Raw genomic sequence first — 18,051 nt, 5'->3', positions numbered from 1 at the left:
CGCATTACTTCTCTGTTGCCATCTGTTGAGATGTGCACGCTAAGGAAGATACTGCCGGGGTCCATCCGTCGTTCAACTGCGAACGAGATCCAGAGAGGACGGAGTGACTTCGTGCGTACCACGAGTACCCCGCGTGCACGGATCAGAGGCCTGGGCGCGGCGACCGCCGTGGCGGGGCTGCTGATCGGACTGCTCGCCGCAGGACCCGCGGCCGCCACACCCGACCCGGGCGACGCGCCCGTGCGGAACGACGTCACCGCGGAGCAGGCGGCCGACGCCCGTGCCGCCATCGCCAACGGTGAGATACCCGGCGTGGACGAGATCGTCCACAGCGCCAACATCGAACATCTCGTCAACATCCCCAAGGACGCCCTCAAGGGCACCAACTCGGACCTGGCGTTCCAAGGCAAGTACGCCTTCGCCGGGAACTACGACGGCTTCCGGATCTTCGACATCAGCAACCCGAAGGCCCCGAAGACCGTCACCCAGGTGCTCTGCCCCGGATCACAGAACGACGTGTCGGTCTCCGGCAACCTGCTCTTCCTCTCCACTGACTCCTCCCGAAGCGACAACTCCTGCGCCAGCACGTCGCAGCCCGCCTCGGTGAAGGAATCCTGGGAGGGCATGAAGATCTTCGACATCAGCGACATCGCCAACCCGAAGTACGTCGCCGCCGTCGAGACCTCCTGCGGCTCGCACACCCACACCCTGGTGCCCGACCGCGGGAACGTGTACATCTACGTCTCCTCCTACTCGCCCAACGCCGCGTTCCCGGACTGCCAGCCCCCGCACGACGGCATCTCCGTGATCAAGGTCCCGCGCAACGCTCCCGAGCAGGCCAAGGTCGTCGGCTTCCCCGTGCTGTTCCCCGGCGAGGGCCCCGACGGCGGCGGCAACCCCGGCGCGCCCACCAACCCGGGCGTCTCCAAGACCACCGGCTGCCACGACATCACCGTGCTCCCCGGCAAGGACCTGGCCGCCGGCGCCTGCATGGGCGACGGCATCCTGTTCGACATCAAGAACCCCGAGCAGCCCCGGGTGATCGACCGGGTCCAGGACAACGTCAACTTCGCGTTCTGGCACTCCGCGACCTTCAACCAGAAGGCCGACAAGGTCGTCTTCACCGACGAGCTCGGCGGCGGCGGCGCGGCCACCTGCAACGCGGCCGTCGGCCCGAACCGCGGCGCGGACGGCATCTACGACATCGTCAGCAAGGGCGACAAGCGCAAGCTGGTCTTCCGCAGCTACTTCAAGATCCCGCGCCACCAGGCCGACACCGAGAACTGTGTCGCCCACAACGGCTCGCTGATCCCGGTCAGGGGCAAGGACATCATGGTCCAGGCCTGGTACCAGGGCGGCATCTCCGTCTGGGACTTCACCGACTCCCGCCGGCCGAAGGAGATCGCGTACTTCGAGCGCGGCCCGATCTCCGACACCACCCTGGTCGGCGGCGGTTCCTGGTCCGCCTACTACTACAACGGCTTCATCTACTCGAACGACCTGGTCAAGGGCTTCGACGTGCTGAAGCTCAGCGACAAGCGCACCGACAAGGCGCAGCGGATCCGGATGGACGAACTCAACGTCCAGACCCAGCCGGACTACTTCGAGGACTTCGAGGACTGACGTCCGACCCTCGCCGGCAACGGACCGATCGCACGCGTGCCGCCGGGCGGACCCCCGCCCGGCGGCACGCCGAGCTCCCAGTCCAGGCCGTACCGCTGGAACAGCTCCGCGCGCAGCCGGGCCGCCGGCATCGGCGCCCCCGGCAGCAGCAGCGCGAACACCGCGCCCATGAGCAGCGCCCGCAGCAGCGGGTAGTCGGTCTCCACGTCCTCGGAGCCGTACCGCTCGACGGTGTCCCGCAGCAGCGTCGCGAGCCGCTGCTGCTCCGGACAGCGCACGAAACCCTCCGCCTGCAGGATCCCCGCCATGTGCGTCCGCATGAGCACCGGCCGCTCCTCGGCGAGCCCCAGGATCGCGTCGATCGCCCGGGCGAGCCGCTCCCGGCCGTCCTCCGGGCGCGGCTCGCGCTCCAGGGCCGCCTCCAGGGTCCGGTGCATCAGCCGGTGCACGGCGGACTGCAGCAGCTGGCGCTTGCCCGGGAAGTAGTACGAGACCAGGCCACGGGCCGATCCGGCCCGCTCGGCGATGTCCCCGAGGGTCGTCGCCTCGTAACCGCGCTCCGAGACGAGGTCCACGGTGGCCGCAAGGATCCGGTCACGGGAGCGCCGCCGAAGCTCTTCATTGACCGATGCGCTACGCGGGGACATGCTGGACTCCTGCGTTGACTGGCTCCGAGCCAATATACTCAGCGCGTCCTGTCGTCGCGCCCTCGTGGCCGGCGGCGGGACCTGCCGTCTGTTCTGGGCGACGCGGGGGATCGTCCAGGACAGGCGGCTTCATCGTGTGCCTTCCATTCTGCTCCCGGCACCCGGCTCCGCGGCCGGCGGTCCATCCGCCGCCACCAGGCGGTACGTGATGATCGTCACGGCCGCGCAGCACCAGCCGAACAGCCAGCCGGCCAGGACGTCCGAGGTCCAGTGGACGCCCAGATAGACCCGGGTCCAGCCCACGCCGAGCACGGACACCACCGCCGCCCCGGCGAGCGTGCCCCAGCCCCGCCACCCCTCCTTCCAGCGCAGCGCCAGCACCCAGAGCAGCAGCCCGCAGGCGACCGCCGCCGTCATGGCGTGGCCGGAGGGGAACGCCGCGTACGGCGCCGAGTCGACGGGATCCGGCCACTGCGGGCGCCCCCGCCCCACCGCCGTCTTCAGGCCCTGCTGGAGCAGCCAGGCGAGCAGGGTGGCGCCGGTGATCCACAGCGCGAGCAGCCGCTCGCCCCGGCGCAGCAGCCAGACCACCGCCAGCAGGGTCAGCGCGCGCATCGTCCACGGGTCCCAGACCCAGTCCGTCAGGATCCGGTTGACCTGGGTGAAGCCGGGATGGGCCGCCGCGTGGCGGTGCAGGGCGTCGGACACCTCCCGGTCGAAGGAGAGCAACGGGGACCACCCCACCGTCACGAGGACGAGGAGCAGCACGCCCAGGGCGCCGGACACGACGGCGGAGATGCGCATGGCCCGCATCCTGCCCGACGGCGGGCCGGCGGCGTGCGCGCGGGGTCGGCCGCGTCGTACACGGCGGTCGGTCGCGGACCGGGGACAGGGGACTGTGGACAGCGGTCAGCCGAGGGCGCGCAGCGCCGGCACGAAGGCCACCAGCACTGGGACCACCGGGACGAGCGACGCCGCGGCCGTGAGCCGCAGCCGGCGGCCCGCGGTCAGCCGCGGAGTGGCGCTGAGCAGCCGGTTCACCCGCTCCGGAAGCCCGGCGTCCGGCGCTGTGCCGGGGCCGAACACGCCGCGGTCCTCGTTGAGTTCCACCAGGGCCAGGGCCACCGTGAGCCGCCCGAAACGGCGCGAGGCGACATCGTCGGCCGCCAGCTCCACCAGACGGTGCATCTCGCCGCGGAAGGCCGCGAAGACCGGCACGCCCGGGAAACCGTCCGCGAGCGCCGCCGCGCAGTGCAGCAGCCAGTCGTGCCGCGCCCGGGCGTGTCCCTGCTCGTGCGCGAGCACCGCGTCCAGCTGCCGGCCCTTGAGCCGGCGCAGCGCGGCCGTGGTGATGACCAGCCGCGGCGTCCCGCCGGGCAGCCACCAGGCGTCCGACCGCTCGCCCTCCAGGACCACGAGCCGGGCGCCGCCCGAGGGCTCCTCGCCGGGCAACAGCGGCGCCCGGACGAGCAGTTCGGCACGGCGCTGCCTGCGGCGGGCCCGCGCCCGGCCGATCTCGCGGCCCAGCATCGCCCCGGTCCACAGCCCGCCGGCCGCGAGGACCACGGCGAGCGCCGCCGACCACGGGCCGTCCGTCCCCAGCTCGTACGCCTCGATGACGGCACGCGGCGCGGGCGCGAAGACCTGGCCGCGCACCTCCTGCCAGGCCGCCGACGCGCTGAACGTCATGGACAGCGCGAAGCTCAGCAGCACGCCGGCCACCACGCACTGCCACACCCACAGCGCCACCACGGGTTCCCGTTCCACCCAGTCGGCCCGCGCGAGAAGTCGCGGGGCGACGACGGCGGTCAGGACGCCGAGCACGAGCAGCGCGAGGGAGACCAACATGACGTCAGCCTATGAGTGCGGTACCAGGCCGGGGTATGGCCTCGCGCAGCAAGTGACGCACGCCACGGTTTGATTCGCCCCCCGAGGTCAGAGCGCGAGCAGCATCGCCAGCATCGCGAGCCCCATCGACAACCGGCACACCAGCGTCAGTTCCCCGGCGGCGGTGCCCGCGATGCCGGTCCGCATGCGCACCGCCCCCGTGGCGGCGGCCGCCGGCACCAGCCGGGCGCCCGAACGCAGCACGTACACCCCGTAATAGGCGAGCAGCACCCCCGTGAGCACGGGTATGCCGCCGGTCGCGCCGGCCGCCGCGCCGTGCCCCGCGTGCCCGCCCGCCCCGACGGGGGCCGCGGCCATCGCGAGCGCCATGTAGACCATCGCGAGCGAGCCCACCAGATGGTGCAGATGGTGCCCGCCGTGGCGCACCGCCGCGACGAGCCCGTGCAGCGCGGCGAGGCCGAACACCCCCGCGTACAGCACCCAGCTCCACTCCGGCGGGGTGAGCACCGCGGCCGGCAGGGCCATCGCGGCCATGCCGAAGCCCATCACGGCCTCGCTCCCGGCCGCACCCCGCTCAGCCGCCCCGCCCGCCCGCATCCGCAGCAGGCAGTACGCCCCGCTGGCCGCGCACAGCGCCACGAGCAGCCACCCGGACAACGCCGGTCCGTGCACGCCGCACACCCCCCTCCTCGCGGTCCCGACGCTCCGTGCATGCCCGCCGGTCCGCACGGTCACGCGGGCGTACGGGCGCGCACGGGTGTACGAGGGGGAGTGCGGGGGCGCGCGCCAGGCGTCGCGGACCGGCCGAGATCCACAAGCCAATGGCCTAGGCTCGGGAGCGATCGCGTCCGTCGATCGTCCGCGCCCGAGGGGAGACCCGCACACCATGGACACCGCCGCGCCCCGGCTGACCGCCGCCCCCGTGACCTACCGCGACGCCGTCCTGGACGACGTGCCAGCCCTCGTCCCGCTCGTCGAGTCGGCCTACCGGGGCGACTCCAGCCGGGCCGGCTGGACCACCGAGGCGGACATCCTGCAGGGGCAGCGCACGGACGCCGAGGGTGTCGCGGCGGTCATCACCACGGCCGGCAGCCGGCTGATGGTGGTGGAACGGGACGGCGTGATCGTCGCCTGCTGCCAGCTGGAACACCGCGGCGAGGCCGCCTACTTCGGCATGTTCGCGGTCAGCCCCGAGCTCCAGGGTGCCGGTCTCGGCCGGCAGATCATCACCGAGGCCGAGCGCCGGGTGCGCGAGCTGTGGGACGTGCGCGAGATGCACATGACGGTGATCTCGGTGCGCGAGGAGCTGATCGCCTGGTACGAGCGGCGCGGCTACCGCCGTACGGGCCGGATGACCCCCTTCCCGTACGGCGACGAGCGCTTCGGCGTGCCGCAGCGCGACGACCTGGAGTTCGAGCTCCTGGTGAAGCCTCTCGGCTGAGCCGCGCCCCGGCGCCCCGGCCCAGCGTCACGGCCCGGCGGCCGCGCTCAGGCCGTGAAGCGGCCCGTGCTGCGGATCTCCGGGCGGTCGGTGGTGGCGCCGTCGAGGCCCAGGGCCCGGGCGAGCCGCAGATCGTCCTGGCTGTTCACCACCCAGCCGATCACCCGGAGCCCCGCCCGGTGCGCCTTGTCGACGGTGTGCAGGGTGACGTGCCGGATGTTGAGGACGAGCGCCGCCGCGCCGACCGCGAGCGCGCGCTCCGTCACCTCGTCCTGTTCCCGGTCGGCGACCAGCGCGGTGCGTACCCCGGGGACCAGGCCGCGGATCTCCGCGAGGGCCTCGTCGTGGAAGGACAGCACCTCCACCCGCCCGGTCAGCCCGCGCCCGTCGATCACCTCGGCCAGCGCCCGGGCCGCCGCGACGTCCTTGATCTCGGCCTGGAGCGGGGCCCGGACCGCCGCCAGGACCTCCTCGAAGACCGGGATCCGCTCCCCGGCGCCCGCGTCGAGCTCCTTCAGCTCCGCGAGCGTCTTGCCGGCGATCGGTCCGGTGCCGTCCGTGGTCCGGTCGACGTCGGCGTCGTGCATGACGACGAGCGCGCCGTCCTTGCTGAGGTGGAGGTCGAGTTCGATGGCGTCCATGCCGGCCCGCTCGGCCCGGACGAAGGAGAGCAGGGTGTTCTCGGGCGCGACGCCCATGACTCCGCGGTGACCGATGGTGAGGAAACTCAAGATCTTCTCGCTTCCGTCGAGGTCCGCAGCCCCGGCCGTGCCGGGCGCCGATCGGCTCCTTGGCGCAGCCTAGTAGCTGGGGACGAAACGGGAAGCGGGCGCGCGGAACCCCGCATTTCTCGGCTTCACACCCCACCAGACAGGAAAATTAGCGGTGACACCGGGGGTGTGGCAGGAGAATTTTTCCTGCTCCCCTTGTGAGGCGGGCCCGTCCCTGGTTACGGTGGGTTGACGCAAGGTTCTCCTGTGGAGGAAGAGAAATGACGGAAATTCTTGTGCAGGACGTGACCGGTGAGGGGATAGCCGCCGACACCGTGGTGGTCGACCACCCTGCCTGGACCGAGCTCAAGAATGCCGTGGAGGAGCTCCGCCCCTGGCAGAGCGCGGACGGCTCCATCGACTTCGCCGCCGAGGGCGCCCCGGCCCGTGCCCTCGCCGAGCAGACCGTCGAGCGCATGGTCGCCGCGGTCGAGCAGCTCTCCCCGCTGCTCCCGCACGACGCCGCGTACCACCGCGCCCTCGTCGCCGACCTGCGCAAGTGGGCCGCCGCGGGCTTCGAGGTGCCGGACTTCCTCGACGCGCTGCTGGCCTTCCACCCGGCCGCCGACCGGCGGGACGGGCTGCAGCACCTCGTCGTCTTCCCGATGTACACGCAGAACGGCAACCCGGACCGCAACTTCGAGGCCGTCGTCCTCCGCATGGTGTGGCCGGAGTGGCTCTCCGAGCTGGAGGCCGCCCGCTTCGACAACCCGGGCTACATCGGCATCACCTTCGAGGACTTCACCGCCGGGTACGACACCAACTCGGCCGTCCTCTTCCCGGAGACCGTCGCCGTCCGCGAGGTCCCGGAGCGCTTCACCTGGGGTGGCATCTTCTGCGACCGCGAGGCCGCGCGCTTCCGCAAGGTGACCGAGGCCGCCGTCGACACCCTCGGCCTGGAGCTCCCCGAGGACATCGCCGCCATGCTCGGCGACCAGAAGCGCTGCGAGCAGGCCTTCGCCCTGTGGGACCTGGTCCACGACCGCGCCCACAGCCGCGGTGACCTGCCCTTCGACCCGTTCATGATCAAGCAGCGCCAGCCGTTCTGGATGTACGGCCTGGAGGAGCTGCGCTGCGACCTGACCGCGTTCAAGGCGTCGGTGCAGCTGGAGGCCGAGGGCAACGAGCACGGCCGTGACGTGCAGTACGCGGTGCTCTTCGACCGGATGTTCCGCTTCCCGCTCACCGGCGACCGCACCCGCAACTACGACGGCCTCGGCGGTCAGCTGCTCTTCGCCTACCTCCACAAGCACGACGTGGTGCGTTGGACCGACAACACGCTGACCATCGACTGGCAGCGCGCTCCCGAGGTCACCAACCAGCTCTGCGGCGAGATCGAGACCCTCTACCGCGACGGCATCGACCGCCCCAAGCTGGTGCACTGGTTCAAGGCGTACGAGCTGGTCTCCACCTACCTCGCCCCGCACCCGGGCTCCAAGTGGGCCAAGGGCCCCGACGCCCTCGACGTCTCCCTCCCGCCGCGCAAGCTCGTCGACGACGTGCTTCCGGACGAGTTTCCGCTCAGCATGTTCTTTGAGGCACTCTCCAAGAAGATGAAGGGCGTGATCGCCGACACCAAGGGCATCACCGCCGCGGACATGCCCGAGCGGGCCGCCGCGTGACCGACGGTACGGAGCTCACGGAGGAGTCGTCCATGAACGCCAACGGAAACGGTGGGCCGCTCGACGGCGCCGTCATCGCGGTCGCCGGCGCGGCCGGCCCGGCCGGCCGCGCGACCCTGCTGCGGCTCGCCGAGGCGGGCGCGACCGTGGTCGCCTCCGACGCCGACCCGGCGCGGCTCGCCGAGGCCGTCGACGCCGCCCGCTACGCCCACGGCGGCGCCACGGTCACCGGCGACACGGTCGACCTGCTCGATCTGGAGGCCACCCGAGAGTGGGCCGCCAAGACCGAGAAGGAGTTCGGCCGGGTCGACGGCCTGGTCCACCTCGTCGGCGGCTGGCGCGGCGCGCCCTCCTTCGCCGAGACCGACCTCAAGGACTGGGACTTCCTGGAGAAGCTCCTGATCCGCACGGTCCAGCACACCTCGCTCGCCTTCCACGACGGACTGCTGCGCAGCGGCGGCCGCGGCCGCTACGCGCTGATCAGCCAGGTCGGCGCGCACAAGCCGCAGGCCAACAACGCCGCGTACAACGCCGGCAAGGCCGCGGCCGAGGCCTGGACGCTCGCCATGGCGGACTCCTTCCGCAAACTGGGGGGCGACGAGGGGCCGCAGGCGGCCGCTGCGATCCTGGTGATCAAGGCACTGGTGCACGACGCGATGCGCGCGGAGCGCCCCAATGCGAAGTTCGCGGGCTTCACCGACGTCAAGGAACTGGCCGACGCCGTCGCCGGACTCTGGGACCGGCCCGCACAGGAAGTGAATGGACAGCGCCTGTGGCTGACCCCCAAGCCCTGACCGCGGCCTCGCGGACCGATGCCCGTCGTCACCACGACCCCTCGGTCCGCGGCTTCGCCAGCGACAACTACGCCGGAGTCCATCCGGAGGTCCTCGCGGCCATCGCCCTCGCCAACGGCGGCCACCAGGTCGCCTACGGCGAGGACCAGTACACCGATCATCTGCAGCGGATCATGCACAGCCACTTCGGCCCCACGGCCGAGGCGTTCCCCGTCTTCAACGGGACCGGGGCCAACGTGACCGCGCTGCAGGCGCTCACCGACCGCTGGGGCGCGGTGATCTGCGCCGAGTCCGCGCACATCAACGTGGACGAGGGCGGCGCACCCGAGCGGATGGGCGGCCTCAAGCTGCTCACCGTGCCCACCCCGGACGGCAAGCTCACCCCCGAGCTGATCGACCGGCAGGCCTGGGGCTGGGAGGACGAGCACCGGGCGATGCCGCAGGTCGTCTCGATCACCCAGAACACCGAGCTCGGCACCGTCTACACGGTCGAGGAGATCCGCGCGATCGTGGAGCACGCCCACGCCAAGGGCATGAAGGTCCACCTCGACGGCGCCCGGATAGCCAACGCGGCCGCGTCCCTGAACGTGCCGATGCGCGCGTTCACCAACGCGGTCGGCGTCGACGTCCTCTCGTACGGCGGCACCAAGAACGGCATGATGTTCGGCGAGGCCGTGGTCGTCCTCAACCCGGACGCGGTCAGCCACATGAAGCACCTGCGCAAGCTGTCCATGCAGCTCGCCTCCAAGATGCGCTTCGTGTCGGTCCAGTTGGAGGCGCTGCTCGCCAAGGACCTGTGGCTGCGCAACGCCAGTCACGCCAACGCGATGGCCCAGCGCCTCGCGGCCGGCGTGCGGGGCGTGGACGGCGTGGAGATCCTCTACCCGGTGCAGGCCAACGCGGTCTTCGCCCGGCTCCCGCACGAGGTCAGCCGACGCCTGCAGGAGCGTTTCCGCTTCTACTTCTGGGACGAGGCGGCCGGCGACGTCCGCTGGATGTGCTCCTTCGACACCACGGAGGACGACGTCGACGCCTTCCTCCAGGCGCTGAAGGAAGAGATGTCGCGCTAGCCGTCCCTGGCGCGACGCTGCATGGATATGCGGTCGGATGGAAAGTCATTGACTTCCGTCCGGCCGCATTCCTATGCTCGCGACGCATGGAGCTCATCCAGCAGAACCCTGACATCTCTGCTTACCTGGCCGCCGACGAGGCGGTCGACCACGCCCACCCGCTGGTACGGGAGACCGCCGACCGGCTCTGGGTGGAGCGCCCCGACGCATACTCATACGCCGAAGCCGCCTACGAGTTCATCCGCGACACCATCCCGCACTCCGCCGACTCCGGAGACCCGAGGGTCCCCTGGCGCGCCTCCGAGGTCCTCGCCACCCGCAACGGCATCTGTGTCTCCAAGTCGCACGCCCTCGCCGCGCTCCTGCGCGCCCGGGGCGTCCCCACGGCCTTCTGCTACCAGCGGCTGACCGAGGACGGCGTCGACCCGATGGTGCACGGCCTCGTCGCCGTCCTGCTGCCCGGGCGGTCCCGGTGGTCCCGGCTGGATCCGCGGGGCAACAAGCCCGGGGTGGACGCGCGGTTCTCCCTCGATGAGGAGCGGCTGGCCTGGCCCGTGCGGGCGGAGTTCAGTGAAGTGGACTACCCAGTGCTTTATGCTGGACCTCATCCGGTCGTGCTGGACGCCCTGCAGGCGGCCGCCGACCGGCCCCACCTCTGGACGATCTTCCCCACCGCACTCCCGACCCCGAACGGCGGATCATGACCCTGACGCTCACCGTCTCCGACGAGGTCCGCACCCTCGTGCCCGGCTTCACCCACCTCGCCGTCGAGGCCCACGGACTGGTCAACGGGCCCAGCGACGCGACCAGTTCGGCCCTGCTCGACGACGCCGCCCGGCGGCTCGCGGCGCGGCTCGACGGGCGCACCCCGGACCAGGACCCGCACGTGGCCGCCTGGCGCGCCGCGTACACGGCCTTCGGCGCCAAGCCCTCCCGTACCCGCAACTCCGCCGAGGCGCTCGCCAAGCGCGCCCTCGCGGACGGCGGACTGCCGCGGATCAACCGGCTCGTCGACGCCTACAACGCGATCAGCGTCGCCCATCTGATCCCGGTCGGCGGCGAGGACCTGAACCGGATCCAGGGCGGCATGCGGCTGATCCGGGCCACCGGCGAGGAGGAGTTCGTCACCGTCTCCGGCGGCGAGCAGACCGTCGAGCACCCCGAGACGGGCGAGGTCGTCTGGTGCGACGAGGCGGGCGTCACCTGCCGTCGCTGGAACTGGCGCCAGGGCCCGCGCACCCGCATCGACGACGACACCACCGACGCGCTCTTCCTGCTGGAATCGCTCGCGCCGATGACCGTCGACGAGCTCCGCGCGGCCGGCGACGAACTCGCCGAGCTGCTCGTGAAGGTCAGCCCCGGGGCCCGGATCACCGTCCGCGACCCCGAGTGAGCCTGCTGGTGAGCCGCTGAGGGCGCGCCCCGGGGGCTACTGCTGCTCGCGGCGCTCCGCGGCCTTCAGCTCCTCCGGCGTCGGCGCCGTGCCCCCGAGGTGCGCGGGCACCCACCAGGTGTCGCCCGCGTCCTTGGGGCGCACCGGGTAGGCCCGCTGCGCCGCCTCAAGGAGCTCCTGCACCCGCTCCCGCAGCCGCCGGGTGATCGCGCCCGCGTACTGGTCGGCCGGCGCCTCCACCGGCTCGCCGACCCGGATGGTGATCGGGATGTGGCTGCGCTTGAAGTTCCGCGGCCGGCCCTTGGTCCACACCCGCTGGGTGCCCCACAGCGCCATCGGGATCAGCGGCACACCGGCCTCCTGCGCGAGGCGCGCCGCACCCGACTTGAAGCTCTTCAGCGTGAACGACTGCGAGATGGTCGCCTCGGGGAAGACACCCACGAGCTCGCCCGAGCGCAGCGCGCTCAGCGCGTGCTGGTAGGCGTGCTCGCCCTGCGAGCGGTCCACCGGGATGTGCTTCATCGAGCGCATCAGCGGCCCCGACACCTTGTGCCGGAACACCGACTCCTTCGCCATGAAGCGCACCAGACGCTTCTGCGGCAGCGCGGCCAGACCGGTGAAGATGAAGTCCAGATAGCTGATGTGATTGCTCACGAGCACCGCGCCGCCCTGGCGGGGGATGTGCTGCGACCCCTGGGTGTCGATCTTCAGGTCCAGCGCCTTGAACATGGTCTTGGCGACGCCGATGACCGGCCGATAGACGAGCTCTGCCATCTGGGAGGAACCCCTTACGTCTGTGCCCGGGGAGGGTTCTCCCGGCGAAGTTACGCGGCCGTAGGTTTTCGGCTTTGGGCAGATCGTGCCCCATGTGGGAGCCCGTGACCAGTCCTGACGGCTTCGTACGGGGAGATTCTCGTCACTCCGGGTGGTCATGGCGGGAATTGAACGGTCCCGCCGGGCGCTGGACCAGGCAGAACGACCGAGCGGATACGAGGAGGAGCGAAGCGGATGACCGAAGTCCCGGGCGAGGCCCTCGGCGTGGCGGAACTGGGCGCCGAACTGGGGGAGAAGGCCACCCTGGTCCAGTTCTCCACCGCCTTCTGCCAGCCCTGCCGGGCCACCCGCCGCACCCTCGCCGAGGTCGCCGCCATGGTCGAGGGCGTCGGCCACGTGGAGATCGACGCCGAGGAGCGGCTCGACCTCGTACGAGCCCTCGGCATCGTCCGTACGCCCACCGTCCTGGTCCTCGACCGGGACGGCCGGATCGTCCGCCGCGCCACCGGGCAGCCCCGTAAGGCCGATGTCATCGCCGCGCTCGGTCGCGCCGTCTGACGCCGTGACGGCGTTCGCGGAGGGCCGTGACGCTGCTCCCAGATACCGGTACGCACTTGACTGCACACGTCAACGATCGTCAGTCTGGCGTAATGGCTCAAGAACTCCTTCTCTACGGCCGGGCCCACGTGGACCTGGCCCGCAACGCGAGCGCGCGCTGTCCGGGTGTCTGACGAACCCCCGACCTCTCGCACCCCGCCCCCGCAGAAGGACAACTCCATGACGGTCTCGCCCGAGCTCCGCACGCTCCCGACGATTCCCTCCGCCACCTCCGCCATCTCGGCCCCCTCCGTCCTCGCCGGCGCCCCGCGCCCCGGCTCGCCCGAACTGCTGCGCTCCGTCTTCCGCCGGCACGCCGCCGGGGTCGCGGTCGTCACCGCGTACGGCGAGGGGCGCCCGGTCGGCTTCACCGCCACCTCGCTCAACTCCGTCGCCGCCGAACCCCCGCTGATCTCCTTCGGCGTGGGCACCGGCTCCTCCAGCTGGCCCGTCCTCGCCGGCGCCGAGCACATCGGCGTGCACATACTCGGCGAGCACCAGGGGGACCTGGCGGCCACGTTCGCCCGCAGCGGTGCCGACCGCTTCGCCGCGCCCACCCGCTGGAGCCACGGCCCCGAGGGCGTGCCGGTCCTCGGCGGGGTGCTCGCCTGGCTGGTGTGCCGGGTGGTGGCCAGGGTCCCGGCCGGCGACCACCGGATCGTCATCGCCGAGGCCGTGGCCGGCGACCCGGACGGCGCGGGCCGTCCGCTGCTCTACCACCAGGGGCGCTTCAACGCCCTGCGCGACTGAGAGTTCCCGTACGAGCCCGGTCGGGGGCGTTGGCAAGGTCACACGGCTGAGCGCTTGCTCACTGGTAACGAACTGGGTGTACTGGCGAGTAATATTTCGCTCGGGGCGTCGGACGCCCCGACCGGAAACCCGCCCTTCAGGCGCCTATGCTGCGAGCAACAAGGCAGCCCAGTTATGACGATGCAGTAGGAGAGCCGGCGTGAGCTTGAGGATCGTTGTCTGTGTGAAGTACGTGCCGGACGCCACGGGCGACCGGAAGTTCGCGGACGACCTGACGGTCGACCGCGACGACGTCGACGGCCTCCTTTCGGAGCTCGACGAGTACGCGGTCGAGCAGGCGCTGCAGATCGCCGAAGAGGCGGACGACGCCGAGGTCACCGTCCTCACGGTCGGCCCGGAGGACGCCAAGGACGCCCTGCGCAAGGCGCTGTCCATGGGCGCCGACAAGGCCGTCCACGTCGAGGACGACGACCTGCACGGCACCGACGTCATGGGCACCTCGCTGGTGCTCGCCAAGGCGATCGAGAAGACCGGCTACGACGTCGTCATCGCCGGCATGGCCTCCACCGACGGCACCATGGGCGTCCTCCCGGCGATCCTGGCCGAGCGCCTGGGCGTCCCGCAGGTCACCCTGCTCTCCGAGGTCAAGGTCGAGGACGGCAAGGTCACCGGCCGCCGTGACGGCGACACCGCCTCCGAGCAGCTGGAGGCCGCCCTCCCGGCCGTCGTCTCCGTGACGGACCAGTCGGGCGAGGCCCGCTACCCGTCCTTCAAGGGCATCATGGCCGCCAAGAAGAAGCCGGTGGAGTCCCTGGACCTGTCCGACCTCGACATCGAGGCGGACGAGGTCGGCCTGGAGGGCTCCTGGACCAAGGTCGACGAGGCGAACGAGCGCCCGGCCCGCAGCAAGGGCACGATCGTCACGGACGAGGGCGAGGGCGGCAAGCAGCTGGCCGAGTTCCTCGCGGGCCAGAAGTTCATTTAAGGCCCGCGCGAACCGCGCCGTTCGCTGTTTCCCCGACCTCCCCCGTTTCTTCCGCAGGAGATTGAAGTCCCATGGCTGAGATTCTCGTCTACGTCGACCACGTCGACGGAGCCGTCCGCAAGCCCACCCTGGAGCTGCTGACGCTGGCCCGCCGCCTCGGCGAGCCGGTCGCCGTCGCGCTCGGCAACGGCGCCGCCGACACCGCCGCCGCGCTCGCCGAGCACGGTGCCGTGAAGGTCCTCACCGCCGACGCCCCCGAGTTCGCCGAGTACCTCGTCGTCCCGAAGGTCGAGGCCCTCCAGGCCGCGTACGAGGCCGTCTCCCCGGCCGCCGTGCTCGTCCCGTCCTCCGCCGAGGGCAAGGAGATCGCCGCCCGCCTCGCCGTCCGCATCGGCTCCGGCATCATCACCGACGCCGTGGACCTCGAGGCCGGCGCCGAGGGCCCGGTCGCGACGCAGTCCGCGTTCGCCGCCTCGTACACCACCAAGTCCCGTGTCTCCAAGGGCACCCCGGTCATCACGGTCAAGCCGAACTCGGCCCCCGTGGAGGCCGCCCCGGCCGCCGGCACGGTCGAGGCCCTCGCCGTCTCCTTCTCGGAGAAGGCGCACGGCACCAAGGTCGTCTCCCGCACCCCGCGCGAGTCGACCGGCCGCCCGGAGCTGACCGAGGCCGCGATCGTGGTCTCCGGCGGCCGCGGCGTCAACGGCGCCGAGAACTTCGGCATCATCGAGGCGCTCGCCGACTCGCTCGGTGCCGCCGTCGGCGCCTCCCGCGCCGCCGTCGACGCCGGCTGGTACCCGCACTCCAACCAGGTCGGCCAGACCGGCAAGTCGGTCTCGCCGCAGCTGTACATCGCCTCCGGCATCTCCGGTGCGATCCAGCACCGCGCGGGTATGCAGACCTCGAAGACCATCGTCGCGATCAACAAGGACGCCGAGGCGCCGATCTTCGACCTGGTCGACTACGGCGTGGTCGGCGACCTGTTCGACGTCGTGCCGCAGCTGACCCAGGAGATCCAGTCCCGCAAGGGCTGACCTGCGCACTCGTACCGGTCCGGGGGCCGCGTGGTGATCGTCACCGCGCGGCCCCCGGCCGTTTCGGACACCCATTGACGCGGCTCCGGACCGGCGGCTAACTTCGCTATACGGATTGTTGATTCCGTGCAGCGGAAAACAGGAGGATGTGGGATGGGTCAGCAGGAGAAGGTGTCGACGAGCCTCGCGGGCGCGGTCAGCGAGGGCATCAGCGCCTCCCTCGCCACCGTGGACGCAGAGCTGGACCGTCGCTACCCGGGAGACCCCGGCACCCGCCAGCCCGTCCACACCGTCTACGTCCCGGGCAACGTCTTCGACGCCGGCACCATCCGCTCCTGGGGCGACCAGGCCCTCGCCGCCCTCGACGAGCACGCCCCGGACGCCGCCACCTTCGCCCGCGTCCTCGGCCTCGCCGACGAGCTCGCCGAGGACGTCTACGGCCGGGTCCGCGCCAAGCTGGAGCGCGAGCCCATCGAGGACCTCCGCGTCGACTTCGAGGACGGCTACGCGGGTACGGACGAGGACCACGACGCCGCCCGCGCCGCCCGGATCGTCACCGAGGCCTACGCGGACCTCAGCGCCGCCCCGTACATGGGCATCCGGATGAAGTGCATGGAGTCCGCCGTACGCGACCGCGGCATCCGCACCACCGACGTCTTCCTCACCGGCCTCATGGAGCACGGCGGGCTGCCCGACGGCCTCGTCCTCACCCTCCCCAAGGTCACCTACCCCGAGCAGGTCACCGCCTTCGTCCGCCTCCTGGAGGCCTTCGAGAAGGCCCACGGCCTCGACGAGGGCCGACTGGGCTTCGAGATCCAGATCGAGACCAGCCAGGCCATCCTCGCCGCCGACGGCACCGCCACCGTCGCCCGCATGATCGACGCCGCCGAGGGCCGCGCCACCGGCCTGCACTACGGCACCTTCGACTACAGCGCCTGCCTCGGCGTCTCCGCCGCCTACCAGGCCAGCGACCACCCGGCCGCCGACCACGCCAAGGCGATCATGCAGGTCGCGGCGGCCGGCACCGGCGTCCGCGTCTCCGACGGCTCCACCAACGTCCTCCCGGTCGGCTCCACCGCCCACGTCCACGAGGCCTGGAAGCTCCACTACGGCCTCACCCGCCGCGCCCTGGCCCGCGCCTACTACCAGGGCTGGGACATGCACCCGGGCCACATCCCCACCCGCTACGCCGCCGTCTTCGCCTTCTACCGCGAGGGCTACGAGACCGCCGCCAAGCGCCTCTCCGCCTACGCCAACCACGCCGGCGGCGACGTCATGGACGAGCCCGCCACCGCCAAGGCGCTCTCCTCCTACCTGCTCCGCGGCCTGCAGTGCGGCGCCCTCGACACCGCCGAGGTCGACGCCCTCACCGGGCTGACCCGCGCCGACCTGGAGCGGTTCGCGGCCCCGCGCCGCGGCGACCTGACGGCGACCGCCCAGTAACCCTCGGCCCGCGCAGGGCCACGGTCCGTGCCCCGTGCCCCGTACTCTGTACGCGTTCATCGCAGCCGACAGAGGAACGGGGCACGGGTGTCTTCGGGGGAGTACGAGCGGCTGGCCGGCCGCTACCGTCTGGTGGGCCAACTCGGCCGCGGCGGCATGGGGGTCGTCTGGCGCGCGGTCGACGAGGTCCTCGGCCGCGAGGTGGCCGTCAAGGAACTGCGCACCTACAACGACGCGTCGGGGCCGGAGCTGGAAGAGCTGCGGCTGCGCATGCAGCGCGAGGCGCGGGCGGCGGCCCGGGTCCGCCACCCCGGAGTGGTCGCCGTCCACGACGTGACCGAGCATCAGGGCCGGCCCGTCATCGTCATGGAGCTCGTCGAAGGACCGTCCCTCGACGGCGTGCTCGGCGAACGCGGTGTCCTCGACCCGCGGGAGGCGGCCGGCATCGGCGCCGCCGTCCTGGAGGCGCTCGCCGCCGCGCACGAGGCGGGCGTGCTGCACCGCGACGTCAAGCCGGGCAACGTGCTCCTCGACCGCGGTGGGCGGGTCGTCCTGACGGACTTCGGCATCGCCGCGATGGACGACCCTGGCGACGGCTCCGCCACCCACCTCACCCGCAGCGGCGAGATCGTCGGCTCCCTCGACTACCTGGCCCCCGAACGCGCCCAGGGACAGCAGCCGGGCCCGCCCTCCGACGTCTGGGCCCTCGGCGCCACCCTCTACGCGGCGGTCGAGGGCGCCTCCCCCTTCCGCCGCACCTCCACCTGGTCCACGCTCAACGCCATCGTCGTCGACCCCCTCCCCACCCCCCCACCACGCCGGCCCCCTGACCCCGGTCCTGCTCCGCCTCCTGGAGAAGGACCCCACCCGCCGCCCGGACGCGAGAACGGCGGCGGGGCTGCTGCGGGCGGTGGCGGCGGGGACCGAGGAGCCGGCCTCGGCGGTCCCGGTGCAGCCGTGGACGCCTACCGCACAGGAGCACGTACCGCCCCGGCCGGAGGCCAGGCGTGCGGCGGCGGGGCCGGGCGTGGCGCCGCCGCCGGCGGCCGGGGCTCCCGCTCTGGCGGGCGCGGCGGGCCCGGTCCCGGGCGCGCCCGGTGCCGTACCGGCAGAGGCGACGCAGCCGTGGGTGCCGGCCGGGCAGGAGCCGGTGCCGCCCCGGCCGGAGGCCGGGCATCCGGTGGCATCGTCTGCCGCGCCCGCGCAGGCGTGGCCGCAGGCCGGGCAGGGAGCCGTACCGCTCCGGCCGGAGGCCGGCGG

Annotated in this window: 18 protein-coding genes and 1 pseudogene; 13 read left to right on the top strand and 6 right to left on the bottom strand. The window is 72.1% G+C overall.

Features of this window, described 5'->3' with window-relative positions; all coding sequences use genetic code 11:
* Nucleotides 1-111 precede the first annotated feature (111 nt).
* Entirely contained in the window at nucleotides 112-1,623 is a 1,512-nt protein-coding gene (locus tag JAO84_RS03195) for an LVIVD repeat-containing protein (protein WP_370410184.1), read from the top strand.
* On the opposite strand, the gene JAO84_RS03190 is transcribed toward JAO84_RS03195, so the two are convergent.
* The 4 genes from JAO84_RS03190 to JAO84_RS03175 all read right to left on the bottom strand — a co-directional run bounded on the left by JAO84_RS03190 (nucleotide 1,599) and on the right by JAO84_RS03175 (nucleotide 4,790).
* Nucleotides 1,599-2,270, bottom strand: coding sequence for a TetR/AcrR family transcriptional regulator (locus JAO84_RS03190; protein ID WP_370410182.1), 672 nt, complete (start codon nucleotides 2,268-2,270; stop codon nucleotides 1,599-1,601). The genes JAO84_RS03195 and JAO84_RS03190 overlap by 25 nt on opposite strands.
* Before the next feature lie 129 nt (nucleotides 2,271-2,399).
* Nucleotides 2,400-3,074 carry a phosphatase PAP2 family protein gene (locus tag JAO84_RS03185; protein ID WP_370410180.1) on the bottom strand — a complete coding sequence of 225 codons (675 nt, stop codon included), beginning with the start codon at nucleotides 3,072-3,074 and terminating at the stop codon, nucleotides 2,400-2,402.
* Nucleotides 3,075-3,179: 105 nt separating this feature from the next.
* Nucleotides 3,180-4,118 (bottom strand): M56 family metallopeptidase, encoded by a 939-nt coding sequence (locus JAO84_RS03180; protein WP_370410178.1) that lies wholly within the window; start codon nucleotides 4,116-4,118, stop codon nucleotides 3,180-3,182.
* Between the two features lie 87 nt (nucleotides 4,119-4,205).
* Nucleotides 4,206-4,790 carry a DUF5134 domain-containing protein gene (locus JAO84_RS03175; protein ID WP_370410176.1) on the bottom strand — a complete coding sequence of 195 codons (585 nt, stop codon included), beginning with the start codon at nucleotides 4,788-4,790 and terminating at the stop codon, nucleotides 4,206-4,208.
* A gap of 214 nt (nucleotides 4,791-5,004) precedes the next feature.
* On the opposite strand from JAO84_RS03175, the gene JAO84_RS03170 reads away from it, so the two are divergent.
* On the top strand, nucleotides 5,005-5,559 hold the full coding sequence (locus tag JAO84_RS03170; protein ID WP_265866907.1) for a GNAT family N-acetyltransferase: 555 nt from the start codon (nucleotides 5,005-5,007) through the stop codon (nucleotides 5,557-5,559).
* Nucleotides 5,560-5,606: 47 nt separating this feature from the next.
* Here JAO84_RS03170 and JAO84_RS03165 read toward each other — a convergent pair whose 3' ends face one another.
* On the bottom strand, nucleotides 5,607-6,290 hold the full coding sequence (locus JAO84_RS03165; protein WP_370410174.1) for a glycerophosphodiester phosphodiesterase: 684 nt from the start codon (nucleotides 6,288-6,290) through the stop codon (nucleotides 5,607-5,609).
* 260 nt (nucleotides 6,291-6,550) lie between these two features.
* Here JAO84_RS03165 and JAO84_RS03160 point away from each other — a divergent pair, with 260 nt between their 5' ends.
* The 5 genes from JAO84_RS03160 (at nucleotide 6,551) to JAO84_RS03140 (ending at nucleotide 11,208) form a co-directional block, all read left to right on the top strand.
* Complete coding sequence (locus JAO84_RS03160) at nucleotides 6,551-7,951, top strand: DUF6421 family protein (RefSeq protein ID WP_370410172.1); 1,401 nt, start codon at nucleotides 6,551-6,553, stop codon at nucleotides 7,949-7,951.
* A gap of 32 nt (nucleotides 7,952-7,983) precedes the next feature.
* Nucleotides 7,984-8,745: an SDR family oxidoreductase gene (locus tag JAO84_RS03155; RefSeq protein ID WP_265866902.1), complete on the top strand. Its 762-nt coding sequence runs from the start codon at nucleotides 7,984-7,986 to the stop codon at nucleotides 8,743-8,745.
* Nucleotides 8,742-9,815, top strand: coding sequence for a low specificity L-threonine aldolase (locus JAO84_RS03150; RefSeq protein WP_370416636.1), 1,074 nt, complete (start codon nucleotides 8,742-8,744; stop codon nucleotides 9,813-9,815). Before JAO84_RS03155 ends, JAO84_RS03150 begins: the two co-directional genes overlap by 4 nt.
* Before the next feature lie 86 nt (nucleotides 9,816-9,901).
* Entirely contained in the window at nucleotides 9,902-10,519 is a 618-nt protein-coding gene (locus JAO84_RS03145; protein ID WP_370410171.1) for a transglutaminase family protein, read from the top strand.
* Complete coding sequence (locus JAO84_RS03140) at nucleotides 10,516-11,208, top strand: B3/4 domain-containing protein (RefSeq protein ID WP_370410169.1); 693 nt, start codon at nucleotides 10,516-10,518, stop codon at nucleotides 11,206-11,208. The genes JAO84_RS03145 and JAO84_RS03140 overlap by 4 nt, the downstream gene beginning before the upstream one ends.
* 36 nt (nucleotides 11,209-11,244) lie before the next feature.
* Here the strand turns inward: JAO84_RS03140 and JAO84_RS03135 are convergent, their stop codons facing one another.
* Nucleotides 11,245-11,982, bottom strand: a complete 738-nt coding sequence (locus tag JAO84_RS03135) for a lysophospholipid acyltransferase family protein (protein WP_370410167.1) — start codon at nucleotides 11,980-11,982, stop codon at nucleotides 11,245-11,247.
* A 234-nt stretch (nucleotides 11,983-12,216) separates the two neighbouring features.
* Between JAO84_RS03135 and JAO84_RS03130 the strand changes: the two genes are divergently transcribed.
* From JAO84_RS03130 to JAO84_RS03105, 6 genes and pseudogenes are all read left to right on the top strand, one after another.
* Nucleotides 12,217-12,540, top strand: a complete 324-nt coding sequence (locus tag JAO84_RS03130; protein WP_370410165.1) for a TlpA family protein disulfide reductase — start codon at nucleotides 12,217-12,219, stop codon at nucleotides 12,538-12,540.
* 219 nt (nucleotides 12,541-12,759) lie between these two features.
* Nucleotides 12,760-13,329 (top strand): flavin reductase family protein, encoded by a 570-nt coding sequence (locus tag JAO84_RS03125; RefSeq protein WP_370410163.1) that lies wholly within the window; start codon nucleotides 12,760-12,762, stop codon nucleotides 13,327-13,329.
* A gap of 199 nt (nucleotides 13,330-13,528) precedes the next feature.
* On the top strand, nucleotides 13,529-14,314 hold the full coding sequence (locus tag JAO84_RS03120) for an electron transfer flavoprotein subunit beta (protein ID WP_370410161.1): 786 nt from the start codon (nucleotides 13,529-13,531) through the stop codon (nucleotides 14,312-14,314).
* A gap of 71 nt (nucleotides 14,315-14,385) precedes the next feature.
* Nucleotides 14,386-15,348: an electron transfer flavoprotein subunit alpha/FixB family protein gene (locus JAO84_RS03115; RefSeq protein WP_370410159.1), complete on the top strand. Its 963-nt coding sequence runs from the start codon at nucleotides 14,386-14,388 to the stop codon at nucleotides 15,346-15,348.
* Nucleotides 15,349-15,501: 153 nt separating this feature from the next.
* Nucleotides 15,502-16,791 carry an aldolase/citrate lyase family protein gene (locus JAO84_RS03110; protein ID WP_370410157.1) on the top strand — a complete coding sequence of 430 codons (1,290 nt, stop codon included), beginning with the start codon at nucleotides 15,502-15,504 and terminating at the stop codon, nucleotides 16,789-16,791.
* Nucleotides 16,792-16,878: 87 nt separating this feature from the next.
* Nucleotides 16,879-18,046, top strand: a pseudogene (locus JAO84_RS03105) (protein kinase); the annotation flags it as partial.
* Nucleotides 18,047-18,051 lie beyond the last annotated feature (5 nt).

It is taken from the genome of Streptomyces fradiae, assembly GCF_041270065.1.
In the GTDB taxonomy this organism is placed as follows: domain Bacteria; phylum Actinomycetota; class Actinomycetes; order Streptomycetales; family Streptomycetaceae; genus Streptomyces.
This window is presented reverse-complemented; position numbering and strand designations above follow the sequence as displayed.